Source organism: Shouchella xiaoxiensis, from assembly GCF_016907895.1.
GTDB lineage: Bacteria > Bacillota > Bacilli > Bacillales > Bacillaceae_D > Shouchella > Shouchella xiaoxiensis.
This window is the reverse complement of record NZ_JAFBCV010000003.1, coordinates 284,939-310,322: the sequence shown is the minus strand read 5'-3', so window position 1 is coordinate 310,322 and position 25,384 is coordinate 284,939. Positions and strand designations below refer to the sequence as shown.

Here is a 25,384-nt window from a genome sequence, read left to right as displayed (position 1 = left end):
TTAAAGCTTTTTACGCCCGCGGATGATATTTTGAATAAACATCCTTCATACGTGTTTTTGTTACATGCGTATAAATTTGAGTTGTGGAAATATCAGCATGACCAAGCATTTCTTGTACAGAACGCAAATCTGCTCCATTTTCCAATAAATGCGTTGCAAAGGAGTGCCTGAGCGTGTGTGGACTAAACGACTTGCTAATTTGTGCTTCCCTTGCAAGCTGCTTTAAAATTTTCCAGAAGCCTTGTCTAGTGAGTGGCTTTCCATAATGGTTGACAAATAAGTATGTATGTTTGTTCTTCTTTAATAACTGCTGTCTGCCACTTTCTAAATAGGCACTCATCGCTGTAACCGCTTGTTTACCAAGAGGAACGATACGTTCTTTATTTCCTTTACCGATAACCCTAATAAAGCCCATCGTTAAATGGAGCTGATCCTCTTCAAGCGTTACTAACTCCGTTACGCGCATTCCAGACGCGTAAAGTATTTCAAGCATCGCTTTATTCCTTAAACCAAGTGCTGTTGATAAGTCAGGTAAATGAAACAAGCGATCCACTTCTTCAATCGTTAAATAATCAGGTAGCTTCTTCTCCTGTTTTGGAGACTCAATTAAAGCGGTAGGGTCAGTGGTTGTCCAATTTTCACGATACAAAAATTGGTGCAATGAGCGCAACGTCGTTAAAACACGAGCTCTTGTTGCGGCTGATTTCCCAGATTTCTTTAATGAGTAGAGGTATTCTTGAATCATCATAGGGTTAACCTCTTTTAACGAGACTAGCTGTTTTTCTTTTAAAGCGCGCATGTACTGCGTAAGATCTCTCGTATATGAATCTACTGTATTTGCGGATAATCCTTTTTCTACTTTTATAAAATGAATAAATTCACGCACATCGTGATCTAGTTCCATTTACACTTGGTCTCTCCTCACTTATTCACCTATTAAATAAAACAGCTTCATCCGATCTAGCACATCGATTCCATCGCCTTCAATATGTGTAGTCGAAACCTTAATTGCTTTTCCTTCTGGTTCATCATACTTATTAAAATCACTAAATTCAGCAGTCACCCATAGGATACCATAGTAGAAGATCATTGTGCATGCGATAAACAATAGACTTGCTCTGAACGTGTGCAATACTAGCTTCATAATCCAACTCCCTTTTTGCTTTATTCTAATCTATGCCTAATTAAGTGGAGTCTATACATAAAAAAAACCGCCAATCAATTGGCGGTCACTATACTTTTTCAGTTAGTCGCTCATCTGAATTCGATTCAGACGTAACGCTGTGATCTTGACATCGGTAACATACACCATGGAACGTAAGTCGATGGTCTTTAATTTTAAAAGTAAAATCTCTTTCTACAATCGCTTCAACATCGCCAAGAAGGTCTTCTTGTATTTCGTCAACAGCCCCACACTCAATACAAACGAGGTGATGATGAAAGTGATTCGCTCCTTCTTGTCTCAAATCAAAGCGTGAAACGCCATCACCAAAATTAATTTTATCAACTACCTTTAGTTCAGTTAACAATTCTAATGTACGATACACGGTTGCTAAACCAATCTCAGGTGCTTTTTCTTTTACAAGTAAATAGACATCTTCAGCACTTAGATGATCTTCTTCATGCTCTAATAGAACCAATACTGTCGCTTCGCGCTGAGGCGTTAGTTTGTAACTTTGAGCATGTAACTGCTTTTTAATGCGCTCTAATCGATTTTCCATAACGTCCCCCTCCATTTAAAAGCGATCAAGTTTAATGTTATTATAGGATGAGAAAGAACGGTTGTCAATTAATAATTATTATAAACTGAAAATGAAAATCAATTATTAAGTAATAATCATTCTAAAAAGCACTGATAATCCATTTCATAAGTACGGGAGCGATGTATGCTTCAATAACCGCAGCGAAGGTAACGGCAGAACCAATAATCAAAATCATCACCGTATATCTTAGAAAATGTGGAAATACAGGTTCATTATACCCTTTTGTAAACGTTTGTCTTAACAACCTCAGGCTAAAAGAGACGCTCAAGGTGCCGACAACTATAAAAGCAGGTACTAAAATAAAATTTTGGGGTAATACAGATACGAATGCGAGAAAAAAACCTTGCGCACCCATTTGATTAACTAAGAAGCCTACTGTAAAACCAACAATGACACCCTTCATAAATAAGAGAACGAAAATAATCGGCAATCCAATCATTGAGATGCCAAGAATCCACATTAACCCAATATACTTACCATAATGCGTAAAGCTATGTAAGAACAACTCACCTGGGGACGTCTCGATATAGCCATTTTTCATTTCATGAAAAAACTGGCTCAAATACATAAAGAGATCATGACGTTGGGTCAGACTAAGGCTATTAACCAAAATCGCGCCAAATATGACACCCATTAGAAATAGAATACAAACAAAGAGATAGATTGATTTATAATCAAGTATATGAGCAACGATTCGTTGATACAGTCGATTAGATTTCATAGCCTGTCCTCCTCTTTTCTAACACGATATGAAGAGGGCGGACAAACTATGCCATTTTCTTACTCTAAACTGTTTTTAACTTAAGATACATAAGTGCGTAAGCTGTTTTCGCATCATGGATACGTTCTTCCTTAACAAGTTGTTCACATTCCTCAAATGAGAGCTCTAAATTCGTTACAAACTCATCGTCATCCAGCTGCTGTTCGCCTTTTTTCAACTCACTTGCTTCATAAATATAGATAATTTCATCAGCAAACCCTGGAGATGTATAGAAAGATGTCAGAAGTTCTAATGAGCCTGCTTGATAACCCGTTTCTTCGTAAAGTTCTCTCCACGCTGTTTGTTTAGGATCTTCTCCCTTTTCCATTTTACCGGCAGGAATTTCCACAATCGATTTTTCTAATGCTTTACGATACTGCTCAACCAGAATAATTTTCCCTTCTTCTGTAGTAGCAATCACTGCCACCGCACCTGGGTGTCTCACTAACTCTCTCGTTGATTGCTTCCCATCAGGAAGCTCCACTTGTTCAAGCTCAAGTTGGATGACTTTCCCCTTATAAATCATTTTTGATTCAAGTGTTTTCTCTTCGAAATTAGCCATTTTTCTCTCCTTAAAGCATGTCTTAAGTATATTAAGCATAAACCTGTAACAGACTGAATAATCGAGGTGATTAGCTTGAAACAAATCTTTAAAACAAATTCGGTTATCTTAAATGGTTCAAAACAAGAGATCTTATACTTGCTTAAACAAACAGCACTTACACACGAATATGTCTCGGAATGGCTTCAATCAACGAACGCTCGATCAACTAGACCTAATTATCTAAAACGAATCAAATAACAAGTTTCATTGATAGTCACTTATTTTATTGTGCAACATGTCTGCATCAACTTCACCAATAACAATTTCTTTTACAGTTAGATTTTCATCTAAAATGTACGTCAGCGGCAATCGATACGGGTCGATTTCGGCTAAGAACTCACCTTCACTGTCCAAAAAAACAGGTAATGTTAGCTGCTGCTCTTCAATAAAATCAGTTGCGTCACTTGCCCGATACTCTCTATTTTGCATATTGACTGTAATTACTTCAACAGAATCATTAGCTGTTTCTTCAGCAAAGTCCATCAGCTCCGGCATTTCCCTTATGCATGGTTCACACCATGATGCCCATACATTTAACACAACCATTTGTCCTTTAAAATCATGCAGAGATTTTTGGCCAGCTCCATATAGTTCAAGTTCCATATTTGGTAACTCGTCCCCCTCAGCTAGAGGCTTCGTTGATCCTTGATTTTGGTAAAGCACGATCCCTGTGATAACTAAAGCGACTGACAAAACCAAAATCGTCAAATAACGTTTTTTTAACATAATTTCACCTCTTTTCGATTTCCAAAAAGTTTGCTAAACTAATCGAGTGTTCATTAAACGGAGAAGGGAATTCAAAAATGAGTTTATTTGAAGCGATTATTTTAGGGCTAGTGCAAGGTATTACTGAGTTCTTGCCCATTTCAAGTTCCGCTCACTTGATTATTGTCCAAGCTATGTTTGACATGTCATTTGCCGGATTTAGTTTTGAAATTCTGTTACACTTAGCTTCTGTTTTAGCCGTTATCCTTTACTACCGTCGCGATTTAATTGAGATCATTCGAGGATTCTTTGCCTATTTTACGAATCGATCTACGCAAAATAAGTCAATGTTCTTTTTTGCTATCTACTTAGTTGTTGCAACGGCCATTACAGGAGTAGCGGGTATTTTGTTTGAAGACTACATAAGCGACACATTTAAAACACCGACGTTTATTGCATTAGCGTTAGCAATTACGGGTTTGTTCCTCATTATTATAGAACGTTTTGTTAAACTAGGAAACCGAACAGAAAAAGAAATGACGTTCACAGATTCCATTGTCATTGGACTCGGTCAATGTCTCGCGTTGATTCCAGGTTTATCCCGTTCAGGAACAACGCTAATTGTCGGCATGTTTGCTGGGCTTTCAAAAGAAACAGCTGTCCGCTTTTCTTTTCTACTCTCAATTCCAGTTATCCTTGGTTCTTCCGTTCTGGCAATTGATGACTTAATTTCTGGTGCATTACTTGAGCATACAGGAATGCTAGAATTAAGCCTATCCTTTGTTATTACATTTATTGCCTCTTGGATTGGAATCGTCTTTTTTATTAACTTAGTTAGAAAAAGTAAGCTCATTTATTTTGCACTATACTGTTTCATCGTTGCAACTCTAGTATTCTTGTTTAGAGATTCATTGAATATGTCGGGTATGTAATTAGAAAAGGAAGCGGCTAATCGCCGCTTCCTTTTACGTTTCTAAAATAGACTGGATAAACGCTTTCCCTCCAGCTTCAACCCCACCACTGTAGCGGTGCACACTTCCACCTAAATTAATAATGACATCCTTACCGAAGTCTTTTTTAACTTGTTTAATTGTGCTAAAATCAATCCCCGCAGATGGGATCGGGAAGCTTGGCTTTATTTCCGCTGGTTGAATCAGTTGGTCCCTCACATGTTGAGCTTCTTCCGCATTAATACCAATTCTGGCGTAAGGTGAAGGAAACAAGACGGCATCAGCGCCTGCCATTCTTAAGAGCTTTCCTAACAGGAGACGTGAAGATATACCATGCTGTTTTGAACGAATCATCATTCCAGCAAGTGAAGAATGAGCAAAGATTGGTACATCTATTTCAGGATCTTCCCGCAGTCCTTGCAAGACGTCGATTCCATAAGCATATACATTTAACAATAAAGCAGGTGCCCCTAAGCCTATCGCCTCTTTCGCACGCTCTTTCAATTCGAATGTTTTTCCTGTTACATTAACAACATAAAGTGGTGTTCTACCCGTTTCTTCTGCCGCCTCTGCAATTGCTGCTAAACCAACCGGAATTCGTTGTTCTAGTGGCGTCCAATCATGTTCAAATAGCCTTTCATCATCTTGAATGATATCAATTCCACCATAACAATGAGCTAACATTTGTTCATGGAACGAATCTACCGAACGTCCAATTGCTCCTTTTGCCACACTCATAGCTAGCGGCCGTTCATCCGTTTCGACTAGCTGACGTATTCCCTCTATGCCAAACTGTGGTCCAGGAAAAAGATTCAATAAATCGGTTGAAAACTGTAAGTCAATAAGCTTTACATTCGGTTCGTATGAAAGTCGCCCATATGTTGTTGTTAAAATAGAAGGAAAATCAGGAACTTCATACGCAACTGGAAAAGAAATGGTTACAAAAAAACCGTTTCCATAAGCTTCATTTTCCGTAATAGAAAGCACTCTTCCTTTATAAGCAAGGCTTTCTTGTTTTTCAGATTCGGGCATTTCTTGCCATGGTTTGGCCGTTAAGCCAGTTGCCATCTTTTCAGCTTTTTCTTCAATATTACTAGTTGTTTCAGTCACATAATAGACAGCGTTGATATGAGCCATTCAATTTCCTCCTCTGTTTGAGAATTAGCTATATCATCCAAAAAAAAAGAAAGTCTGTCAAGAAAGAGAGCTTGGATTTATTGTTCGCTTGAAGACATTTCTGCTTTTTGTTTTTTCTTTAAATATTTCTCACGTCTTGTACGCATTGCCTTTGTAATATACCCACCTTTAAAGTTACGAGGTTCAAAAGATACAATGAATGCTGCGGGCTCAAATTTTGATACGATCGTAATAAATTCTTTTTCCCGATCTCTTCTCGCCGTACAATCAAGCTGACAACGGCTTGAATTCATCCCTTCTACAAAAGAACTCGAAACACTAAAGCCTAGTTCTCGCAAACGTTCAATTAATTTATCGTTTTTCTCTGGAATATTTACTTCTATACTTACATAGCCGATCGCTAACTTTTCCTCAATCAAAGCGCCGATATAGAGTCCAATACCGAAACCAAGTGCATATGCAGCCATATTGTAATAGTTTGACAAGTCATTAAATACAATTCCCAAAGCTACTACGTAAATAATACCTTCAAGCATTCCCATTGCTGCTGCTTTTTGTTTTAACCCTTTTACCATCATGATTGTTCGCAATGTTAAGATAGGGACATAAATTAATTGGGCTACAAAAATGATTACCGCTGTCAACATGGTCATTCACCTCTTTATGCTTTTTAAATTTCAGATCTCAAATACAAATAAAACCAATGCAATCAAAAGGTAGTGTAACAGGTTCATCAGAAGAACGCTATAAAAAAAAGCACAAAAAATGAAACAAAAAAAGGAAGGAGCAATTGTATGCTCCTTCCTTTTTTACTTAGCTTTAACAACAAATAACGGAGTAATTCCTGCTTCTGTTTTTGCGTCTCCTTCACCTTGCTTTTCAAGTGAAAAAGAATCGTGGTTTGTTATAACAATTGGTGTAATCGAATGTGCAGCCTTTTCTTTTACTAAGTCAAGGTCAAAATCGATAATCGGGTCACCAACTTTAATATGATCGCCTTCCTTCACATGGGCAGTAAAACCCTCACCGTTCATCGCAACCGTTTCAAGTCCTATGTGAATAAGTAACTCTGCACCACTCGTAGTTTCAATTCCAAATGCATGCTTTGTCGGGAACACTTGGACAATTTTACCGCTTACCGGAGCGACCACATGACCGTCCGTTGGATCAATAGCTAAGCCATCGCCAATCATTTTCTGACCAAACGTTGGATCAGGTACATTCTCTATTGCAACGATTTTTCCATTGATGGGTGAAGCGATCGTTTCAGGCTCGACCTCTTTTTTACCAAATAGTTTTTTAAACATTCAATCATTCACTCCTTAAAGTCATAAGCTTCCTGCTTATCAGTTCGTATTGTAATCAAGTCGAATCTACCTTGTCAAATCATCTTATTCCCTAGTTAGAATCGTTATAAACGTTTGACAGCGCTAACGAATCCCTAGAGGATTTGACCATGAGATAACAGGGAATAAGAAAGCCGTATGTGTCTTACTTCTCAATAAACATTGGAGAGTGTAAACTAAGTATATAATTTGTTTGGAGGGGTTTTGTTGACAATAGATCGCTTTATTTTTCGCTTTTTTATTATCTGGTACATATGTGGGGTTTTTTTAGTTGGGTTTGACCTCTTACCTTCTTGGTTAGAATGGGCTAATGCTGTTTTCTTAATCGCAGCTGGAGCACTAGGAGGCCTTTACTTTTATCGCCAATATCACTTATTTGGTCTGTTATTTAGTCTATTTGTCATTATAAGTACAATTACAATTGAGTGGCTTGGTGTTCAATACGGTTTGTTTTTCGGTCATTATTTCTATAACCCTGATTTTGGACTATACATAGCTGATATACCGTTTACAATTGGTACAGCATGGTTGATGGTTATTGCAACAACGCACGCTCTTGCTAAACCAGTAACGATGCGGATACGTCACCCATTTTTGCGTGTTTTAAGTTATAGCTTGCTTGGAGCCATCGCCGCCGTTGTGATGGACTTAATTCTTGATCCAGTTGCTGCTAATATAAAACATTATTGGGTCTGGGACGGCGATGGGCTCTATTATGGAATTCCAATGTCGAATTTCATTGGCTGGTTCTTTATTGCTCTTGCCCTCCATTTTATTCTTTGGATTGGTATCTCATTGAAGAAAGCAAATGCGAATCTACATCATTATTGGCAGCCACGAATGATCTTACTTTACGTTCTTATGATCGTTATGTTTTCGATTATTGCGCTCATTAATGGAATAATTGGTGCACCCATTCTAACCATTACCTGTATGACAATACTGCTTTTTCTCTATTACTCAAGCAGGAGGTAACAATGATTAAAGCAAAGAAAAAAAAGTGGTTCCTATCCTTATTTCACACCTATACGACTTTTTGGTTATTTAAGCGCTCCTTCTCTTCTATTTCAATCCGAGTTGACGAAGAGTATGATCAATCTAAACCATTGTTGCTTATGGCCAACCATAGCAGTTGGTGGGATGGCATGATCGCAGTTCTTTTATCCAAACACCAAATTAAGCATCAAGAATTTGTCATGATGAACGAAAACGGGTTACAAAATTACCCGTTTTTTAAATTTCTAGGAGCCTACTCCATTAACACCAGAAAACCGAAAGACGTCATTCAGTCTTTGTCGTATACCACTGAACTGCTTAAAAAAAACAATGCGGTTTGGATTTTTCCTCAAGGAGAAGAAACGCCGCTTGAAAAACGGCCTTTACATTTTCATTCAGGCGTTGGCTGGATTTGCAAAAATAGTTCTCATGAGCTTCAGCTTGCCCCAGTTACCTTTTCTTATTTATTCTTGGCTGAACAGCGACCTCGGCTCTATATTCATCTTGGCAAATCAGTAAGAAATACCTACGCCAACGATGATAAACGATCCATTACAAATATATTGGAAACAACGCTAACGCAGCAGCTTGATGAACAACGACAGCAGCTCATTGATCAAGATTTCCATACATATCGACCACTTCTTAACGGGAACAGAAGTGTAAGTGACTGGTTTCAATTCTTATCTAAAAAGAAAGAGCAGAAAAACAAATGATGACGCTCTTAATAACTTGCTTAGGTTTGTTGTTCATTTGGGTTGTTGTTAACTCTTTTTTTCTCCCGTCGCTTCACAAATATACAACATCCGCTCATAAAGAAAAGATTTCAATCCTCATTCCATTAAGAAACGAAGCATCAAATGTTGCTTCACTCGTCGATAACTTAAAAAAACAAACCTATCCAGCGGTTGAATATCTTTTTTTAGATGACCATTCGACTGACGGAACCTACGAGCTGCTTGTTAACCATTGTCGATCATTAAAGCAAGCTACAATTCTTAAAGGTGTAGATTTACCTGAAGGCTGGGTCGGAAAAGTACATGCTTGTCATCAACTAAGTGAGCATGCAAGTGGAGACTATTTATTTTTCTTAGATGCTGATATTCGCATTGCTCCAAACACTGTCAAGCATCTTCTTGCGATTGCATCAGCCAAAAAGGCTGGACTCATTTCCGGTTTTCCACATTTCCCAGTCAAGACTTGGTTAAGTACGTTGCTCATTCCGATGCAATCGTTTTTAATTTACGTTCACTTACCGCTCTTCCTAGCGAATTTCACACGTTTTAGTAGTGCTTCCGCCGCGCACGGATCATTTATGTTTTTCTCGCGAAATGCCTACAATGCAGCAGGCGGTCATAGTAGCGTTTTTAATTCTTTGACGGAAGACGTGCATTTAATGAGAAATGTGAAAAAGGCCGGTGAAAGAGGACTTTTACTTAACAATACAAAGGTTGCTTCTTGTTTCATGTATGAAACAAACCGTGAAGTATGGGAAGGGTTTACGAAAAACAGTTTTCCAGGAATTGGCCGTTCATACCTTCTTGCAGGTCTTGTCATCCTCTTCTATTCATTCTTTTTTATTGCTCCATTTTTTATGGCAATAGCTGGTTTCGTTACAGCGACTTTTCAACTAATCCTTCCCTATTGTCTAACTGTATTTATTTCCTTATGGATTGATATTCATTCGAGACAAAAGCTTTGGCATTGCTTTCTTATTCCATTAGCTAGTATCAGTTTATTACTTGTTCTGTTAAATTCTATCCGTTCTTCTCGGAAAAACGGATTTGTCTGGAAAGGACGACATTATCAATGAAAACAATTGCAATTATTGGGGCAGGGTTAGGGGGATTAGCAGCAGCGGTTTTGCTTGCTGCTGCTGGTAACAAAGTCGATGTGTATGAAACGCATTCCTATCCAGGTGGAAAAATGAAACGCTATCACGTTGGCGGCGCTCGTTTTGATTTCGGTCCGAATACCATTACAATGCCTCAAGTGTTCCAATCTGTATTTGAACGTAGTGGTGCTGACCCGAACGATTACGTCCAATTTGAGCAAATCGTAGATCATACAAACAATATCTTTCCGGACGGTTCGCAGTTTCTTGCATCAAGCAATCGTGCAAAGATGCTTCAAGAACTTGAACGTTTCAACATACATTCATCTGATTACGACCGCTACATTACTGCAGTAACACAGCTTTACAACCATTCATCAAATCAATTTTTCACGAGATCATTTTCTTCTCTAAAAGAGTATACGTCATTACGGTTAGCCCTTGCTTTTGCGTCTGTCAAACCCTTTACGAAAATGTCACAGTTTCATTCCTCCTTTTTTAAAGATGAGCGCATTGTCCAGATGTTAAACCGCTATGCTACTTATATCGGATCTTCTCCTTATAAAACCCCAGCAACGTTCTCAATGATTGGCTATTTGGAATTTGTCCAAGGCGTCTATTATGTCAAAGGAGGAAACCCTACCATCGCTGAAGCAATGCATAGGCGCGCAAAGGAGCTAGGTGTCCAGTTTTATTTCAACAAAACGGTCAAAAAACTGAAAACAGCGAATAACGAGGTGACTTCATTAGTTTGTGCCAATAATCAAGAGAAAAGCTATGATCAATTTATTTTAAACGGGGATTATACAACCGTTTATCCAAAGCTTGTTGAGAAACAAAACAGACCTTCTTTCACGCTTGATCAATTAGTTAAAGAACCGACAAGTTCAGCCTTTGTCATTTTAGCAGCGACATCGCAAAAAACAGCGGCCTCTTTTCATCATCAAGTGTATTTTAGTCAATCCTATGAGTATGAGTTTTATCAACTATTTGACGAAAAGAAATACCCTGAAGATCCAACTATTTACATTTGTAATTCATCTGTCAACGATGATTCGGCCGTTTCTCATACAGGCGGAGATAACTTATTTATTCTTGTTAATGCCCCTTCACTAACGAATGAGAATCGCACGCTTGATAAAGAACAAATGAAAGAAAAGGTATACAGTATTCTTGAGCAACGAGGGGTGCTTATTAGACCTTATTTAATAGAAGACAAGGTCGTTTCCCCCAAAGACATTGAAGCAGAATTTCAGGCCTACTTTGGCGGATTATATGGATTTAGTTCTCATACTACTATGCAAGCATTTAATCGGCCTTCATCTAAGACAAAAGATTTTCAAAACCTTTATTTTGCAGGTGGTTCCACCCACCCAGGGGGTGGCTCGCCAATGGTTGTGCAGAGCGGAATCAACGTGGCGAATCTAATCAATAACCATAAATAAAAAGCCTCCTAGGAGGCTTTTTATTTATGGTTTCAATTCTGCAATAATAAGTTCTTTTTCTTCTTTTGGAACAAATGAACGATTTGTAAACACATCATGCTTGTTTAATCTAACGGCTTTTAAGATCGCGCGATACATCAGACCAGCCCCGTGTACGGATAAGCGAGAATCAAAAGGGTATAAGTGCATGTCTTTAAATGCTTCTTTATAGAGTTCTTCAGCACGGCAAGCAAGCTGTTCCCACATTTGCACAAACCGTGGTTCAACGTTTTTTGCAAACAATTCTTCTTCTGTAATGTGATAGTCATCAAGCAATTGTTTCGGAATGTAAATTCGATCTCGATCTAAATCCTCGCCAATATCACGCAAAATGTTCGTTAATTGCATCGCTTTTCCAAGCGCTATGCCACTAGGCTTCAGCTCTTTATGGGTAGTAGGGGCTAACACGGGCAATAACATTAGTCCGACTGTGCTTGCTACATGATAGGAATAATTCTCAACTTCAGCAAGTGTTGCGTACCTTTTTTTGTATAGATCCATTCTTTGTCCGGCAATCATTTCATGGAATGGCTGCTCGTCCATTTCAAATGTGTTAAACACATCATTAAGAGCAACCCATTCAGGATCAATTAATGGCAACGTTCCATTTAAAAACTGGGAAAACGTTGCTTCAAATTGAGCAAGCTCTTCTTCAGGTGATTGCCCTTCATCAACAATATCATCTACTTTTCGACAAAATGCATAAATAGCCCAAACAGCATTGCGTTTTTTTCGTGGAAGCGGGCTAAATGCTTTAGCAAACGTTTTTGAGTGCTGTTTAATTAAGATATGACATGTTTGATATGCTTCCTCAACCGTTATCGTTATCATCGATTACCCTCCACTCTGCTGTACGTTGTCTTCATTCGGCTGCAGGTTTAAATGATCTGCAAATAATTTAACACCTTGCATAACAATCGGGATTCCTCCACCAGGATGTGTTGAAGCACCGACCGCATACATGTTTTTATATGAAAAAGGCTGTAATTGTGGTCGAAACACACCTGATTGACCAAGCGTTGGCGCTAAACCAAAACTACCACCTTGAAATAATCCATCTCTTTTTGCATCTTCCGGCGTCCGTACATCCATCCATTCAATCTGTTTACGTAAATCGGTGAATGCTCGATTTTCCAACTGATCCAAAACTAGCTCAATAAACGGTTCTAACTCACTTGAATTTTCAAGAGATGCTGGCACAGGAACAAGTACGTACAATAACCCTTTTTTGTCTGGTGCAAGCGTATCATCAATAACGGATGGGTGAAACGCATAAATCGACGGAAGTGTCGGTAAACGTCGTTCTTTGAAAACTTGATTCATATGTTGATTGAATTGATCTGACATGACAAACTGATGTACCGGGCTATCTTGATAGATTTTTTTCAATCCAATGTATAAAAGCAGACAACCAGAAGAACTAACGTATTTTTTCTTCGGCGGTTTATTGGTTACTAGAGCTTCAGCAAGTGGAAAGTCATTATTCATGATAAAACGGTCAGCGGTAAATTCTTGGTCTAGTGCCTTAACTTTATGACAAGAACCGTTTTTGCCAATGACCTCTGTAATCTCTACGTTTTTTATTAACTTTACGTTTCTGTCTTGCAACTCTTCAACAATCAACTCCGTTAAGCGAGCGTACCCCCCTTTTACGTACCAGATTCCATGTGCATGTTCACTATATGAGACAAGGGAATAGAGCGCAGAGGAAGTAGACGGATTTCCACCTATATAAAGCGATTGTAACTTATATGCATTTTGTAATTGCTTGTTTTTAAAAAAAGATTCAATACTGTTTTCCATTGAGCGATAGGCTTTCAATTCAACTAATGTTTTTAAGTTTCCAAATGTAAAAAAATCTTTTTTGTTGGTAAAGCTTTTATCAAGAAAAGTCGCCTTGCCTTTTCTAAAATTAAGCTCCATTGCTTCCATAAACTGATCAAAAGATGATCCCTCACCAGGAAATACACGCTCAATCTCTTCTTTTTGCTGAGATGGATCTTGGTATTTCCAAAACTCCTTGCCATCTGAAAACGACATCCTATAAAGAGGATCAACCCGCTCAATCTCTAGTTTACTTATATCCATACCTGCTTCAAGTAGAATGGATTTAATCATATGCGGTAGTAAAACAATTGTTGGACCTTGATCAACTTTAAACTCACCATGATGGTGATAAGTTAGTCGCCCACCAAAGTAATCATTTTTCTCGATAACTGTTACATTATCTCCGGCTTGACTCAAATAAAGAGCTGCTACAAGTCCACCAATCCCACTTCCAACTACAACGGACTTCATGACACAATAATCCCCTTTTTATCTGCCTTCATAAGACCATTTGCTGTAATTCGTGCTGATTCTAAAATCGTCGGTAAGCCACTACCAGGATGAGTTCCTCCACCCGTTAACCAACAGTTCTTAATTTCTTCGAATTTGTTATGTGGTCTAAAATACATCATTTGACCAAGATTATGAGACAAATTGAACGTCGCTCCTTTATAGACATTAAAATCTTGTTCCCAGTTTACCGGACTAACGACAGAATACGTTTCAATATGGTTTCTTAAATCCTTAAATCCTGATTTTTTTTCAATTTGATCTAATACGAGTTCAACAAACGTTTCTTTCTGCTCGTCCCAATCGATGTCACTCATATTATTAGGGACTGGAGCTAATAAATAAAGTGGTGATTTCCCTTCTGGTGCTAACGATTTGTCAGTGACAATTGGGTTATGGATATAAATTGAAGGGTCATCTGAAAGCTGTTTTGATCCCGTAATTTCCTCGACATTCCGCTTATAATCTTTTGAAAATAAAATAGAGTGATGAGGGAGATCATAGACTTTATCGACATTTGCATAGATCATAAATGTTGAACATGAATATTTCTTTGTTTCTAATTTTTTCTTACTATATTTTTTTAGCTTCCCATCTTCAACTAACTCACTCATTGCATAAGCAAAGTCAGCGTTGATAATTAAATCATCCAACAATTCTTTTTCGCCATTCTCATACTCAACACCGTATGCTTTTCCTTGATCAATCAAAATTTTTTTTACGCCTTTTGATAGCTCAATCGTGCCTCCTAATTCTGTAAATGCTCTCGCCAAAGCCTTAGTAATTTGATTTACGCCACCAATTGGGTGAAAAACACCATATTCATGCTCCATGAATGAAAGAATGCTAAATGCTCCCGGACAGTCCCATGGTGACATACCTAAATACTTAGATTGAAAAGTAAAGGAGAGTTTCAAGCGCTCATCCGTAAAGTATTTGCTTAATTCATCATATAAACTTTTACCAAGAGAAAGACTTGGTAAAGCCCTTAATGCTCGTAATCGTCCATAATCAAATAGTGAGTCATGCTTGTTTTGCAGTAGTGGCATGAGCATCGCCATTTTCTTACGCGTTTCAGTCATAAATCTCAAATATCCATTTCCATTCCCAGGAAATAATTGTTCAATTTTCTGATACGCCTCTTCCGTGTCTCTTGGAGGTGTAAAGATGACATCATCAAATCGAAGCTCGTACATCGGATTAATTTCACGAAGGTCGAGATAATCCGCCATATTTCTTCCTACAGAGGCAAATAGTTCTTCTAATATATGAGGCATGCTAAAAAATGTAGGTCCACGGTCAAACGTAAAACCGTCTTGATTAAAACTTGATGTTCGCCCTCCTACAAAAGGTTGTTTTTCAACAACTTTAACATTGTAGCCTTTTCCAGCAAGAAGCATGGCTGTTGCTAGTCCACCTGGACCAGCACCGATAACAATTATTTTTTTCAATTTTCCCCACCCTAATTTCGTAAAGATATCCCCTATCTTTTACCCTTTATAAAAAAAGCTAAACTAATAACCAGTCCAGCTATGTTCCTCCATATTTACCTTGCCTTCACTAGAAAATTGAACCCCTTCAGCCTCAAGCCGCTGCTTTTGTGAGATTCCTGAAAAAACAGCCTGATCAGGTAATTCTCCACCTTTTTTAACAACGCGATGACTTGGAATATCTGCTGGAGCTTTCCTCATTGCCCAGCCAACCACTCTCGCGTGGCGTGGTGCATCAAGAGCTTGTGCAATTTGTCCATATGAAGCAACCTCACCAGCCGGAATTAGCCTTACAGTGGAATAAACTTGTTCAAAAAAAGAATTCTTCATTCATTCATTATCCTCCTTCATTTGCTACAATAGTAATTGAAAGAATGTTTTTGTTGAGGTGAACGATGGTTAAAAAAATAATTGTCCTGGCGGGTTTTATCATCGCCGCAGTTTGTGTATTTATTTTTAGTGATTCCTTGGTAAATTGGCTTCAAAATGTTGGCAGTCAATCCTTTGCACTAACAGCGAGTGTAGCAACATTATTAGCGCTTTTCCCTATTATACCTTATCCCATTATCGGTGGCTTAATAGGAGCAGCTTTCGGTCCTGTTTTAGGAAGTCTCATTACGTGGATCGGCTCGTCTCTTGCATCCATACTTATGTTTATTCTCCTTCGTTATGCCTATCAGGATTTTGGACAAACAGTAATTAACCGCTATCGAATGACCGCTAAAATAACGCTTTTATTTGAACAGAATGCTTTTATGACGATTTTTATTACTCGTTTAATTCCGATTGTCCCCTCCATTCTTGTGAACGCCTATGCCGCATTAAGCCGTGTACCAGCATCCCATTATATTGTGGCCTCTTCATTAGGGAAGATCCCGTCAATGATTCTATTCGCTACCGTAGGTGATGCAGTATTAAGAAATCCAATTAACCTTCTGTTTATTGGTGTTATTTACGCTCTCTTCTTGCTTTTCGTTTATGCTGGATTTACGCGTTGGAGAAGAAGAATGAACCAGACCTAATAAACACAAAAAGAACTAGGACCTGTCGTCATGACAGGTCCTTCTTTTATTAAGATTCTTCAATTTTAATTTGATAATGCTTTAACCAGAAATCCATTTGCACAAAGTGAGCTAGCAATTGTGGTCCCGCCATAAGTTGACCGAAATACGGCGCCCCTGTATCAAACCCACCTGTTTCAACGATTTCTTTTAAACGGTCACGACTAATAAAATCAAATAAAGGAGCGTCTTTTTGCTTTGTAATTGCTAACATCTCATCTGTTACGGCTTTCGTATAAACGGGGTGATGCGTTTTTGGATAAGGACTTTTCTTTCTGTAAAGAACGTCATTAGGGAGCAAACCTTCTAATGCTTTGCGCATAATCCCTTTTTCTCTTCCACCGTATGTTTTCATTTGCCACGGAATATTCCAGACATATTCAACTAAACGATGATCGGAAAACGGTACACGAACTTCAAGGGAGGCCCCCATGCTCATTCGGTCTTTACGGTCTAATAAATTCGTCATAAACCAAACCATATTCAAATAAGAAATTTCTCTCCTGCGCGCTTCCTCTTTTGAATCTCCGTCAAAGCGAGGGGTTTCATTGATTGTTTCTTTGTATCGATCGTAAACGTAGCTTTTTAAATCTAAACGCTTCTGCCAGTCTGGTGTTAATAGATTCACTCGTTCATTTATTGATCGCATCCATGGAAAGCCATCAATATTCATTACTTCGGGCTTATGAAACCATGGATATCCACCAAAAATCTCATCCGCACATTCTCCAGACAGACCCACCGTTACGTCTTGCTTTATCTTTTTGCAAAACCACAATAAAGATGAATCCACATCTGCCATTCCTGGTGTATCACGCACTAAGACAGATTCTTTAAGCAGTTCGGCTAATCGCTGATTTTGAATCACACAATCTTTATGCTCTGTTGAACAATGAGCCGATACTTTTTTAATCCATTCAGCATCAGCATTGGGTTGGAACGCACTTGCTTTGAAATACTTGTCATTTTCTTCGTAATCAATCGAATAAGAGGCAATTGGTCCTTTTCCTTGCTCCTTATACTTCTTAGCAGCAATGGCGGTTAACGCGCTTGAATCAATTCCACCTGAAAGAAACATACCAACTGGAACGTCTGCAAAAAGCTGACGTTCAACAATGTCTTCTAAAAGTTCCCGAATGTATGAGGCCGTTTGCTGTTCATGGTCATAATGAAAATCGCTTTTTAACTGCCAATAGCGTTTAAGCTTTAATCCTTCTCGATTAAAAACTAGAAAATGCGCGGGCTTTAATTCGTTAATATGTTTAAAAATACCATGCCCCGGTGTTCTTGATGGAGCAAGCCCCATAATGTCCGCTAATCCGCTACGATCTATAATTGGCTCAACATCTCTGTGTGCAAGCAAACTTTTTAATTCTGAACCAAATAATAAAAAACCGTTTCGTGCAGTATAAAATAGCGGCTTAACGCCTAAACGATCTCGAGCCATAAACAATGATTGTTCTTTATGATTCCAAATTGCAAATGCAAAAATGCCATTCAATTTATCTAGACAGCGCTCTTTCCACTGAATAAAAGATTTCAATAAAACTTCAGTATCGGAGTGGCCAATAAAATGATGTCCAAAGGAAAGTAATTCTTTGCGTATATCTTCAGTATTGTATAACTCACCATTGTATACGATTGTATAGTGGGTATGATCAACCTCTCGAGACATAGGTTGCTTGCCACCTTCTGGATCGACAACAATTAGGCGAGCATGGCCAAACGTTGCTCGTTCAACAGCCCATGTTTCAAGCGCATCAGGACCTCGACGGTTTAAAGTCTTGGCCATTGATTCAATTTGATTTTTTTCTGTGCGCAGGTCTCTCTGCCAGTCTATCCACCCTGTAATGCCACACATCGATTCCACCAGCCCCTTCTGAAATGTAAGGACGTTTCTTACATTTCTTCACTCCTAAGCTATGGTATTCATCCAAAAACTCAAAAGTGCTTCTTTTTAAATGAACTGGACGCTTGGTGAGTAAAACTGTCTCTTTCGATGCATTCTAATTAAAAAAGGAGCGATAATAATGATTCATTTTTTCAGACTTGAACGGATGTTTACCCCAGCTATTCTCCACTGGCTTTACTGGCTAGCGATTGGTTTATGTATCGTGGCAAGCATCTATTTGTTCTCATTTGGTACCGTCATCCCTGTCCTAACGGGTTTACTCATACTGATTGTTGGACCAATACTATTTAGGGTATTTAGTGAACTTATATTAGCCGTTTTCTACATGCTTGAATCTCTTAATGATCGACAATAACGCTTTAACCTGAGCCAAAGGTCTGGCTTAGGTTTATTTTTTTGCAAGAAAAGAATACGCCAAACGTTCGAACAAATTCGGAGAAAGACTATGTGCTTTTGTTGCTAGATTCATCCACCACGGGACGTTTATTTCCCGCTTAGGCTTCTCCATTAATAAGATCACTTTTTTCGCTACATTTTCTGGATTGAGGAGCCAGCGACCGATTGCTTTTTCATAGTTGCCACTTGGATCAGCAGTCGCTAAAAAAGGCGTTTTTATTGGGCCGGGATTGACGACAGAAACAGAAACACGATGGGGCATTAGCTCTAGGCGTAAGCCATTTGAATAGCCGATTACGGCGTGTTTTGTTGCAGCATAGACACTTGCTTTAGCTGTCGCAAGCTTTCCAGCTTGCGAGCCAACCTGGATGATATGTCCTGCTTGTTTTTTTATCATAAGTTGACTAATTCGATTAGAAAATTGAATCAATCCCGTCACATTAACAGCTAGCATCTGCTCAACCTCTACATCACTCAATTCCCAGCCATTCTTAAACAACCCAGATCCCGCGTTGTTAATGAGTACATCGGGACTTAAATTCTCTTGGCACAGGCGTGTAATAATTGAATTCCACTCATTGGGCTTCGTCAAATCAAAATAGACTTGAATGCTTTTGTTGGCGCTTGACCAATCTTGATTATAAGAACGGGCTAGTGAAACAACCGTATAGCCTTTTTCAAGGGCTTGCTTGGCAATCTCTGCTCCAAGCCCACTCGAAGCACCTGTTATCCAGACAACTTTCATACTTTCACTCTCCTAAAAATGTAATCATTTATGCAGTATGCATGAATAAGTTTCTGTTGACTTTCATATAATGGCTCTTGTATAATCACCTAAATTCCATTTATACATGTATGCGATGACAGGAGCAAGTAAAAAGTAGCACATGCTAAGAGAGTTGATTCCATCGGCTGGAAGAATCGACCATCCCTCTACTTTTGAACCCTACTCCTTTAGCTCTGGCAAAAACCAGCGTTTCATTCAACGTTATTGAATGATTAAGTGGGCAGTTATTTGTTGCCAACAAAGGTGGTACCGCGGAACCTCTTCCGTCCTTTTTTTGAAGGACGGAAGAGGTTTTTTATTTTTTAGGGGGTGGTGTTTATGGCTAAAGGATTACTTGTTATAAAAATTGGTAGTAGCAGTTTAACGTCGAAAACGGGTCATTTAGATCACTCACGTTTAGTTCATTTCGTTGAAGAAATGACACATCTCATGGACGAAAATTATCAAGTTGTTCTTGTAACGTCAGGTGCTGTGGCGGCTGGCTACTCCTCGATGGGGTATGCCCAACGCCCTCGAACGATCCAGCAAAAGCAGGCTTCAGCAGCTGTTGGTCAGAGCATTCTCATGCAGGCTTATACAGAAGCATTCAGACAACATCAATATGTGACTGCCCAGCTGTTAGTGACTCGAGCTGATTTTCGAGATGCTACTCGATTTAAACATATATCTGAGACGCTTACTGAACTGTTAAAACGTCGCGTTATCCCAATTATTAATGAAAATGATACGACTTCTGTTGATGAATTAACCTTTGGTGATAATGATTTGTTATCCGCATTAGTTAGCGGCATGCTTCATGCTGACATGCTTTGTCTGTTGACGGACATTAATGGTGTATATGATCAGAACCCCTTTCACCATAAGCACGCTAAAAAATATCATTACATTGACACTGTGTCAGACCACCTTTTAACCGAAATCGATGAGAGCGTATCTCGTGTAGGCACAGGTGGTATGAGATCAAAATTAATTGCAGCGAAAACAGCGAATGACGCCGGCGTAAGTGCATTCATAGGAACAGGCTTAGGCAAACATTCATTCAGCGATGTTCTACTTGGAAAAGGTAATGGTACATATGTTGGTCATTTTAGTAAAAAAACGATGTCACTTACGAAACAATGGATTTTATATCATAGTCATCCAGTTGGTCATGTTCAAGTAGATTCAGGTGCTGCACTCGCCTTATTAAAGCAGAACAAAAGCTTATTGCCAGCTGGCGTTGTTTCCGCAAAAGGGCCCTTTTCAGCTGGTGATATCATCGATGTTTATGAGAATCATTTATTAATTGGACGTGGAAAAGTCTCCTGCTCTGATGAAGAGTTACAGACGTTACTTACCACTCAATCAAAGGAGAAACTTACAAAGGCCATAATTAACCGCAATTTTTTGGTGACTATATAAAGGAGTGATCGTATGAAAACAGCAAAACAATTAGCTACACTTGCAAAACAGGCAGCACCAACAATTGCACTCGCTACAACAAGCGAAAAAAATGATTTATTAAAAAAAATCGCTTATTCCTTACAAATGAACGCCACATCCATACTTGAAGCGAATGAGAAAGATATTCAACGTGCGAAACAAAACAATATGAACGAACAATTACTAGATCGCTTAAGACTAACAGCTGATCGTCTTGAGCAATTAGCAGATTCTGTCCTGCAACTTATTCACTTGCCTGATGAAATTGGTGATCTATCGGCAGTTATCCACCGGCCGAATGGATTAGTAATTGAAGAACGAATTGTCCCATTTGGTGTAGTTGGCATGATCTATGAGGCACGACCAAATGTCACTGTCGATGCATGTGCACTCGCGCTTAAAACAAGTAACGCAATTGTGCTTAGGGGTAGTTCAAGTGCTGTCGAGTCCAATAAAGCGCTTGTTCACACGTTAAAAAAAGCATTTGAGCAAACAACGATTGATCCAAACTGCATTAATCTTCTAGAGAATACATCCAAAGCTGAAGCCACTCAATTTATCAAGTTAAAAGGGTTGATTGATGTGCTTATCCCCCGCGGGGGCGCAGCTTTAATACAAAAAGTCGTGGAAGAAGCAACTATCCCCGTTATTGAAACAGGCGTCGGAAACTGTCACATCTATGTGGCAAAATCAGCGGATTTACACTTAACAAAATCAATCGTTCTTAACGCCAAAACCCAGCGTCCTTCTGTATGCAATGCCTGTGAAACACTTGTTGTACACGAAGATTTTGCTAAACGTCATCTGTCATCTCTCGCAGAAGCATTACTAAAAGAAGGTGTAACCCTTCTTGGCGATTCGTTTGCACAATCACTTCATGCTAGTATAGGGAGCGCAACGGACACAGATTGGTCAACAGAATATTTAGATTTAACTTTAGCGATTCGCTGTGTTTCTTCAACTATTGAAGCAATTAGTCATATCAACACATTCGGTACGAAACACTCTGATGCCATTATAACGAATGACAACGAGGAAAAAGAGGTGTTTTTTACGCAAGTTGATTCAGCTTGCGTTTACCACAATGCTTCAACTCGATTTACTGATGGCTTTGAATTTGGGTTTGGTGCCGAAATAGGTATAAGTACGCAAAAACTTCATGCTAGGGGTCCAATGGGCCTAAAAGCGCTCACAACGACTAAATACTGCATTAGCGGTAATGGACAAATTAAATAATAAAGGAGGCGTTCATAAGTGACACAAGCGATTGCATGCATTGGCGCAGGTTCAATGGCAGAGGCCATTATTGGAGGTCTTTGTGCAGGCACATTAAACCCAAACATTTCTGTAACAAACCTGAGTGACGAGTCAAAACTAATCCATCTTGAGGAAACGTATCAGGTTACTACGTCAACGGATTATGAAGAAACCCTTAAAAATAAACAAGTCATCCTATTAGCTGTTAAGCCACACCATCTATACGATGCCATTCAATGTATTACTCCTTATCTACAACAAAATCAACTTGTTATCTCTGTTGTCGCAGGCGTTACGCTTGCCACACTTGAAAGATGGCTACCAGAAAACACCTCCATCATTCGCGCCATGCCTAATACGTCTGCTAAAGTCCACGCTTCAGCAACAGCGTTAGCTCTCGGTTCATCGGCAACAGGCGCTCAGCTCCATATTGCAACGGAGCTCTTCTCATCAATCGGCTCTGTTCAAATTGTGACCGATGAACAGATGAATGTTACAACGGGGATTGCCGGCAGCGGCCCTGCGTACTTCTATCTAGTTGCCGAAGCTATGATTGAAGCAGCAATGGAAGAGAATTTCCCAGCTGATGAAGCACGTTCATTTGTGACGCAAACCATGTTCGGTGCTGCTATTCGTTTGCGGCAAACTGAAAAGTCACCGAAAGTACTTTACGAAGAAATAATGAGTCCAAATGGAACAACTGAAGCAGCTATACACTTTTTAAAACATAATGGGGTTGACCGGACTTTTAAAGAGGCGATCCACAAAGCGATTCATCGTTCAAGAGAACTGGCTCAACGTTTTGCTTATGACCCTGCAAAAAAGGAATAACCGCTACTTCCCCTTGTCAGCCTTTCTTGATAAGATAAACAGAGAATAGACAAGGGGGATTTTGTTTTTGTTCAAAGAAACGATTGCAAAACTGGTTCATCATAAAGCATTTCAAGCTACTGTTATCAGTTTAATTTTATTTAATGCCATTCTCGTAGGAGTTGAAACATACCAAGAAATATATGAACCAAACAAAGCGTTTTTTCACTATGCAGATCGCATTTTGCTTTGGTTATTTACAATTGAAATTATTTTACGCTTAGCCGCTTCGTCTTTCTCAACCTTTTTCAAACAAGGTTGGAATTGGTTTGACACCATTATCATTCTTGCTGGACACTTATTTACGGGTGGTCATTTTGTAACCGTTCTTCGGGTATTAAGAGTACTGCGTGTACTTCGAGCCATTTCTGTCATGCCTTCTCTACGACGACTTGTTGATGCACTTATCATGACCATACCTTCATTAGCGAATATTTTGGTTCTTATGAGCATATTTCTATACATATTTGCCGTTATTGGGACGATGCTTTTCAATCAAGTCTCACCTGAATACTTTGGTAATTTACAGCGAACGATTTTAACACTGTTTCAAATCGTTACGCTTGATTCATGGTCAAGTGGGATTATGCGTCCTCTTATGCAGCATAATCAATGGATTTGGATTTATTTTGTCTCATTTGTGTTAATTGGGACCTTTATTATTTTCAACTTATTTATTGGGGTAATCGTGAACAATGTTGATAAAGCGAACGAGGAAGAAAAGAAAGAGAGTTTAGATGCTGTCGCTACAAAAAAAGAACTGATCGATTTACAAGAACAATTGACGGAAATAAAAGAGCTATTAAAACAAAATAAATCATCATAAAAACAGCAAATCCACTGGATTTGCTGTTTTTAGCCTTAGTGCTTATCTTCTGGACCAAAAAACTCGTTATATAACACTTGCACGGCACGATCCGTATCTTTCTGATGAATTCCAAATACAAGACTTGTTTCTGAAGAACCTTGATTGATCATTTCAATATTTACTTGTTGATTGGCAAGAGCTGTTGCTGCTCGAGCCGTTACTCCGACTGTATTGTTCATACCTTCTCCTACCAACATCACCATAGAGAAGTCATGTTCAATATGCACATCATCTACCTCGAGCTCTTGGGAGATGCGCTCAATGATTCGTTGCTCAAGAGCAGGAGTTAATTGTGCTTGTCGAATAATGACGCTTGTATCATCAATTCCAGATGGAATGTGTTCATACGATATTGATACATCCTCAAGAATTTCTAATAGCCTCCGACCAAAACCAACCTCTCTATTCATTAAATATTTTCGAACGTAAATCGTTGCAAATCCTTCATCAGCCGCAATCCCGATCACCGGGTTTAAAGAATACTCTCTTTCCGCAACAATAAGAGTCCCACTACTTTTAGGGTTATTCGTATTTTTTACACAAACAGGTATTTTGTTGCGAAATGCAGGTATTAATGCTTCATCGTGAAAAACGGAAAATCCTGCATAAGACAATTCTCTCATTTCTCGATAGGTCATGCGTTTAATCTCAACTGGATTTTTGACGATTGCTGGATTAGCAGCATAAACCGAATCAACATCCGTAAAGTTTTCATAAAGTTCTGCTTGTACAGCAGCAGCTAATATAGCACCCGTGATATCCGATCCACCTCTAGGAAATGTCACTAAAATTCCATTTTTTGAATACCCAAAAAAGCCAGGAAATACGACGACTTCTTTGCGTTCTCGTAAGCGATAAAGATAATCATAGGCTTCAGGCAAGACCTGAGCATTACCAGCCTCATCACTAACGAGTAAACCTGCGTCCTTTGGATTGATGTAAACGGCATCCTGTCCAGTACTGTTTAAATAAGCAGCTACCAACTTGGCATTATTGTCTTCCCCACTTGCTTTCAGTGTATCTAAAAATCTGCCATCGTTTTCATATGTAGAATGTAGTTTCGTACGTAAATCATCTTCAATTTCCTGAAGGATTGCCTCATCTAGCTCAAGCTCAGTCGCAATTTCCTCATAGCGTGTTAGTACGGCAGCTAATTCTAATTCACTATTTTTATTCTCAATAGAGGCTTCGCCTAATTTAATTAATAAATCTGTTGTTTTTTCATCATTTTTATGTCGTTTTCCTGGTGCTGAAACTACAACAATTTTACGATCTTTGTCCTCTTTAATGATTGCCGCGACTTTTTTTATCTGTTCAGCGCTAGCAACCGACGATCCTCCAAACTTTGCAACCTTCATTCTCTCCCCAGCCCCACTCTCTTATCTCTAACTTCAGAATTAATTAT

28 protein-coding genes and 1 other annotated feature are annotated in these 25,384 nt (G+C 38.9%); of the genes, 12 read left to right on the top strand and 16 right to left on the bottom strand.

Annotated elements, in window-relative coordinates; all coding sequences use genetic code 11:
- Nucleotides 1-10: 10 nt before the first annotated feature.
- The 5 genes from xerD to JOC54_RS07060 all read right to left on the bottom strand — a co-directional run bounded on the left by xerD (nucleotide 11) and on the right by JOC54_RS07060 (nucleotide 3,085).
- Nucleotides 11-904, bottom strand: a complete 894-nt coding sequence (xerD, locus tag JOC54_RS07080) for a site-specific tyrosine recombinase XerD (RefSeq protein WP_035418378.1) — start codon at nucleotides 902-904, stop codon at nucleotides 11-13.
- A gap of 21 nt (nucleotides 905-925) precedes the next feature.
- Entirely contained in the window at nucleotides 926-1,144 is a 219-nt protein-coding gene (locus JOC54_RS07075; protein WP_054793985.1) for a YqzK family protein, read from the bottom strand.
- A gap of 88 nt (nucleotides 1,145-1,232) precedes the next feature.
- A complete protein-coding gene (fur, locus tag JOC54_RS07070) occupies nucleotides 1,233-1,721 on the bottom strand; it encodes a ferric iron uptake transcriptional regulator (RefSeq protein ID WP_035418376.1) in 489 nt (162 codons plus the stop codon).
- A gap of 121 nt (nucleotides 1,722-1,842) precedes the next feature.
- A complete protein-coding gene (gene spoIIM / locus JOC54_RS07065; RefSeq protein ID WP_204465340.1) occupies nucleotides 1,843-2,484 on the bottom strand; it encodes a stage II sporulation protein M in 642 nt (213 codons plus the stop codon).
- A 64-nt stretch (nucleotides 2,485-2,548) separates the two neighbouring features.
- Nucleotides 2,549-3,085, bottom strand: a complete 537-nt coding sequence (locus JOC54_RS07060; protein ID WP_204465338.1) for an NUDIX domain-containing protein — start codon at nucleotides 3,083-3,085, stop codon at nucleotides 2,549-2,551.
- 75 nt (nucleotides 3,086-3,160) lie between these two features.
- Between JOC54_RS07060 and JOC54_RS07055 the strand changes: the two genes are divergently transcribed.
- Nucleotides 3,161-3,325 (top strand): hypothetical protein, encoded by a 165-nt coding sequence (locus JOC54_RS07055; RefSeq protein WP_204465336.1) that lies wholly within the window; start codon nucleotides 3,161-3,163, stop codon nucleotides 3,323-3,325.
- Between the two features lie 6 nt (nucleotides 3,326-3,331).
- Here JOC54_RS07055 and JOC54_RS07050 read toward each other — a convergent pair whose 3' ends face one another.
- The gene (locus tag JOC54_RS07050; protein WP_204465334.1) at nucleotides 3,332-3,853 is read right to left on the bottom strand and encodes a TlpA disulfide reductase family protein; all 522 of its coding nucleotides are present in this window, start codon (nucleotides 3,851-3,853) and stop codon (nucleotides 3,332-3,334) included.
- A 77-nt stretch (nucleotides 3,854-3,930) separates the two neighbouring features.
- Here JOC54_RS07050 and uppP point away from each other — a divergent pair, with 77 nt between their 5' ends.
- Nucleotides 3,931-4,764, top strand: a complete 834-nt coding sequence (gene uppP / locus JOC54_RS07045) for an undecaprenyl-diphosphatase UppP (protein ID WP_204465332.1) — start codon at nucleotides 3,931-3,933, stop codon at nucleotides 4,762-4,764.
- Nucleotides 4,765-4,797: 33 nt separating this feature from the next.
- Here the strand turns inward: uppP and JOC54_RS07040 are convergent, their stop codons facing one another.
- From JOC54_RS07040 to JOC54_RS07030, 3 genes are all read right to left on the bottom strand, one after another.
- Nucleotides 4,798-5,919 carry a 2,3-diketo-5-methylthiopentyl-1-phosphate enolase gene (locus JOC54_RS07040; protein WP_204465331.1) on the bottom strand — a complete coding sequence of 374 codons (1,122 nt, stop codon included), beginning with the start codon at nucleotides 5,917-5,919 and terminating at the stop codon, nucleotides 4,798-4,800.
- A gap of 77 nt (nucleotides 5,920-5,996) precedes the next feature.
- Entirely contained in the window at nucleotides 5,997-6,566 is a 570-nt protein-coding gene (locus tag JOC54_RS07035) for a DUF2179 domain-containing protein (RefSeq protein WP_035418371.1), read from the bottom strand.
- 162 nt (nucleotides 6,567-6,728) lie between these two features.
- Entirely contained in the window at nucleotides 6,729-7,226 is a 498-nt protein-coding gene (locus JOC54_RS07030; protein WP_204465330.1) for a PTS sugar transporter subunit IIA, read from the bottom strand.
- Between the two features lie 246 nt (nucleotides 7,227-7,472).
- On the opposite strand from JOC54_RS07030, the gene JOC54_RS07025 reads away from it, so the two are divergent.
- Genes JOC54_RS07025 through JOC54_RS07010 form a run of 4 tightly spaced genes read left to right on the top strand, consistent with a single transcriptional unit; the run spans nucleotide 7,473 to nucleotide 11,540 of the window.
- Complete coding sequence (locus tag JOC54_RS07025; RefSeq protein WP_204465329.1) at nucleotides 7,473-8,240, top strand: carotenoid biosynthesis protein; 768 nt, start codon at nucleotides 7,473-7,475, stop codon at nucleotides 8,238-8,240.
- A gap of 2 nt (nucleotides 8,241-8,242) precedes the next feature.
- Nucleotides 8,243-8,977, top strand: a complete 735-nt coding sequence (locus tag JOC54_RS07020) for a lysophospholipid acyltransferase family protein (RefSeq protein ID WP_204465328.1) — start codon at nucleotides 8,243-8,245, stop codon at nucleotides 8,975-8,977.
- On the top strand, nucleotides 8,974-10,074 hold the full coding sequence (locus JOC54_RS07015; RefSeq protein ID WP_204465327.1) for a glycosyltransferase family 2 protein: 1,101 nt from the start codon (nucleotides 8,974-8,976) through the stop codon (nucleotides 10,072-10,074). Before JOC54_RS07020 ends, JOC54_RS07015 begins: the two co-directional genes overlap by 4 nt.
- Complete coding sequence (locus JOC54_RS07010; protein WP_204465326.1) at nucleotides 10,071-11,540, top strand: phytoene desaturase family protein; 1,470 nt, start codon at nucleotides 10,071-10,073, stop codon at nucleotides 11,538-11,540. The genes JOC54_RS07015 and JOC54_RS07010 overlap by 4 nt, the downstream gene beginning before the upstream one ends.
- Before the next feature lie 24 nt (nucleotides 11,541-11,564).
- Here JOC54_RS07010 and JOC54_RS07005 read toward each other — a convergent pair whose 3' ends face one another.
- From JOC54_RS07005 to JOC54_RS06990, 4 genes are all read right to left on the bottom strand, one after another.
- The gene (locus JOC54_RS07005) at nucleotides 11,565-12,410 is read right to left on the bottom strand and encodes a phytoene/squalene synthase family protein (protein ID WP_204465325.1); all 846 of its coding nucleotides are present in this window, start codon (nucleotides 12,408-12,410) and stop codon (nucleotides 11,565-11,567) included.
- A 3-nt stretch (nucleotides 12,411-12,413) separates the two neighbouring features.
- Nucleotides 12,414-13,877 (bottom strand): phytoene desaturase family protein, encoded by a 1,464-nt coding sequence (locus tag JOC54_RS07000; protein ID WP_204465323.1) that lies wholly within the window; start codon nucleotides 13,875-13,877, stop codon nucleotides 12,414-12,416.
- A complete protein-coding gene (locus JOC54_RS06995; protein ID WP_204465321.1) occupies nucleotides 13,874-15,367 on the bottom strand; it encodes a phytoene desaturase family protein in 1,494 nt (497 codons plus the stop codon). Before JOC54_RS06995 ends, JOC54_RS07000 begins: the two co-directional genes overlap by 4 nt.
- Nucleotides 15,368-15,430: 63 nt before the next feature.
- Entirely contained in the window at nucleotides 15,431-15,736 is a 306-nt protein-coding gene (locus tag JOC54_RS06990; RefSeq protein ID WP_204465319.1) for an MGMT family protein, read from the bottom strand.
- A gap of 65 nt (nucleotides 15,737-15,801) precedes the next feature.
- Between JOC54_RS06990 and JOC54_RS06985 the strand changes: the two genes are divergently transcribed.
- Entirely contained in the window at nucleotides 15,802-16,428 is a 627-nt protein-coding gene (locus JOC54_RS06985) for a TVP38/TMEM64 family protein (protein ID WP_204465318.1), read from the top strand.
- A gap of 49 nt (nucleotides 16,429-16,477) precedes the next feature.
- On the opposite strand, the gene asnB is transcribed toward JOC54_RS06985, so the two are convergent.
- Nucleotides 16,478-18,328 carry an asparagine synthase (glutamine-hydrolyzing) gene (asnB, locus tag JOC54_RS06980; protein WP_204465444.1) on the bottom strand — a complete coding sequence of 617 codons (1,851 nt, stop codon included), beginning with the start codon at nucleotides 18,326-18,328 and terminating at the stop codon, nucleotides 16,478-16,480.
- Between the two features lie 169 nt (nucleotides 18,329-18,497).
- Between asnB and JOC54_RS06975 the strand changes: the two genes are divergently transcribed.
- Nucleotides 18,498-18,734 (top strand): hypothetical protein, encoded by a 237-nt coding sequence (locus tag JOC54_RS06975; RefSeq protein WP_035418362.1) that lies wholly within the window; start codon nucleotides 18,498-18,500, stop codon nucleotides 18,732-18,734.
- Nucleotides 18,735-18,767: 33 nt separating this feature from the next.
- Here JOC54_RS06975 and JOC54_RS06970 read toward each other — a convergent pair whose 3' ends face one another.
- Nucleotides 18,768-19,520, bottom strand: coding sequence for an SDR family NAD(P)-dependent oxidoreductase (locus JOC54_RS06970; RefSeq protein WP_035418360.1), 753 nt, complete (start codon nucleotides 19,518-19,520; stop codon nucleotides 18,768-18,770).
- A gap of 106 nt (nucleotides 19,521-19,626) precedes the next feature.
- Nucleotides 19,627-19,836 (top strand) — a binding site (T-box leader).
- A 44-nt stretch (nucleotides 19,837-19,880) separates the two neighbouring features.
- Between JOC54_RS06970 and proB the strand changes: the two genes are divergently transcribed.
- From proB to JOC54_RS06950, 4 genes are all read left to right on the top strand, one after another.
- Nucleotides 19,881-20,963, top strand: coding sequence for a glutamate 5-kinase (proB, locus tag JOC54_RS06965; protein ID WP_204465317.1), 1,083 nt, complete (start codon nucleotides 19,881-19,883; stop codon nucleotides 20,961-20,963).
- 12 nt (nucleotides 20,964-20,975) lie between these two features.
- The gene (locus tag JOC54_RS06960) at nucleotides 20,976-22,220 is read left to right on the top strand and encodes a glutamate-5-semialdehyde dehydrogenase (RefSeq protein ID WP_035418357.1); all 1,245 of its coding nucleotides are present in this window, start codon (nucleotides 20,976-20,978) and stop codon (nucleotides 22,218-22,220) included.
- A gap of 18 nt (nucleotides 22,221-22,238) precedes the next feature.
- Entirely contained in the window at nucleotides 22,239-23,072 is an 834-nt protein-coding gene (proC, locus tag JOC54_RS06955) for a pyrroline-5-carboxylate reductase (RefSeq protein ID WP_204465316.1), read from the top strand.
- Nucleotides 23,073-23,139: 67 nt separating this feature from the next.
- Nucleotides 23,140-23,937 (top strand): ion transporter, encoded by a 798-nt coding sequence (locus JOC54_RS06950; protein WP_035418354.1) that lies wholly within the window; start codon nucleotides 23,140-23,142, stop codon nucleotides 23,935-23,937.
- Nucleotides 23,938-23,972: 35 nt separating this feature from the next.
- Here the strand turns inward: JOC54_RS06950 and JOC54_RS06945 are convergent, their stop codons facing one another.
- A complete protein-coding gene (locus tag JOC54_RS06945) occupies nucleotides 23,973-25,337 on the bottom strand; it encodes an aspartate kinase (protein WP_204465315.1) in 1,365 nt (454 codons plus the stop codon).
- Nucleotides 25,338-25,384 lie beyond the last annotated feature (47 nt).

What these genes read in the sequence shown, in the direction of transcription:
- uppP (WP_204465332.1), top strand. Translation starts at nt 3,931, where the DNA reads ATGAGTTTATTTGAAGCGATTATTTTAGGGCTAGTGCAAGGTATTACT.
- xerD (WP_035418378.1), bottom strand. Translation starts at nt 904, where the DNA reads ATGGAACTAGATCACGATGTGCGTGAATTTATTCATTTTATAAAAGTA.
- JOC54_RS07040 (WP_204465331.1), bottom strand. Translation starts at nt 5,919, where the DNA reads ATGGCTCATATCAACGCTGTCTATTATGTGACTGAAACAACTAGTAAT.
- JOC54_RS07030 (WP_204465330.1), bottom strand. Translation starts at nt 7,226, where the DNA reads ATGTTTAAAAAACTATTTGGTAAAAAAGAGGTCGAGCCTGAAACGATC.
- JOC54_RS06960 (WP_035418357.1), top strand. Translation starts at nt 20,976, where the DNA reads ATGAAAACAGCAAAACAATTAGCTACACTTGCAAAACAGGCAGCACCA.
- JOC54_RS06945 (WP_204465315.1), bottom strand. Translation starts at nt 25,337, where the DNA reads ATGAAGGTTGCAAAGTTTGGAGGATCGTCGGTTGCTAGCGCTGAACAG.
- JOC54_RS07005 (WP_204465325.1), bottom strand. Translation starts at nt 12,410, where the DNA reads ATGATAACGATAACGGTTGAGGAAGCATATCAAACATGTCATATCTTA.
- spoIIM (WP_204465340.1), bottom strand. Translation starts at nt 2,484, where the DNA reads ATGAAATCTAATCGACTGTATCAACGAATCGTTGCTCATATACTTGAT.
- JOC54_RS07075 (WP_054793985.1), bottom strand. Translation starts at nt 1,144, where the DNA reads ATGAAGCTAGTATTGCACACGTTCAGAGCAAGTCTATTGTTTATCGCA.
- JOC54_RS06985 (WP_204465318.1), top strand. Translation starts at nt 15,802, where the DNA reads ATGGTTAAAAAAATAATTGTCCTGGCGGGTTTTATCATCGCCGCAGTT.
- JOC54_RS07035 (WP_035418371.1), bottom strand. Translation starts at nt 6,566, where the DNA reads ATGTTGACAGCGGTAATCATTTTTGTAGCCCAATTAATTTATGTCCCT.
- JOC54_RS06990 (WP_204465319.1), bottom strand. Translation starts at nt 15,736, where the DNA reads ATGAAGAATTCTTTTTTTGAACAAGTTTATTCCACTGTAAGGCTAATT.
- JOC54_RS06970 (WP_035418360.1), bottom strand. Translation starts at nt 19,520, where the DNA reads ATGAAAGTTGTCTGGATAACAGGTGCTTCGAGTGGGCTTGGAGCAGAG.
- JOC54_RS07010 (WP_204465326.1), top strand. Translation starts at nt 10,071, where the DNA reads ATGAAAACAATTGCAATTATTGGGGCAGGGTTAGGGGGATTAGCAGCA.
- proB (WP_204465317.1), top strand. Translation starts at nt 19,881, where the DNA reads ATGGCTAAAGGATTACTTGTTATAAAAATTGGTAGTAGCAGTTTAACG.
- JOC54_RS07015 (WP_204465327.1), top strand. Translation starts at nt 8,974, where the DNA reads ATGATGACGCTCTTAATAACTTGCTTAGGTTTGTTGTTCATTTGGGTT.
- JOC54_RS07020 (WP_204465328.1), top strand. Translation starts at nt 8,243, where the DNA reads ATGATTAAAGCAAAGAAAAAAAAGTGGTTCCTATCCTTATTTCACACC.
- JOC54_RS07050 (WP_204465334.1), bottom strand. Translation starts at nt 3,853, where the DNA reads ATGTTAAAAAAACGTTATTTGACGATTTTGGTTTTGTCAGTCGCTTTA.
- fur (WP_035418376.1), bottom strand. Translation starts at nt 1,721, where the DNA reads ATGGAAAATCGATTAGAGCGCATTAAAAAGCAGTTACATGCTCAAAGT.
- JOC54_RS07060 (WP_204465338.1), bottom strand. Translation starts at nt 3,085, where the DNA reads ATGGCTAATTTCGAAGAGAAAACACTTGAATCAAAAATGATTTATAAG.
- asnB (WP_204465444.1), bottom strand. Translation starts at nt 18,328, where the DNA reads ATGTGTGGCATTACAGGGTGGATAGACTGGCAGAGAGACCTGCGCACA.
- JOC54_RS07000 (WP_204465323.1), bottom strand. Translation starts at nt 13,877, where the DNA reads ATGAAGTCCGTTGTAGTTGGAAGTGGGATTGGTGGACTTGTAGCAGCT.
- JOC54_RS06975 (WP_035418362.1), top strand. Translation starts at nt 18,498, where the DNA reads ATGATTCATTTTTTCAGACTTGAACGGATGTTTACCCCAGCTATTCTC.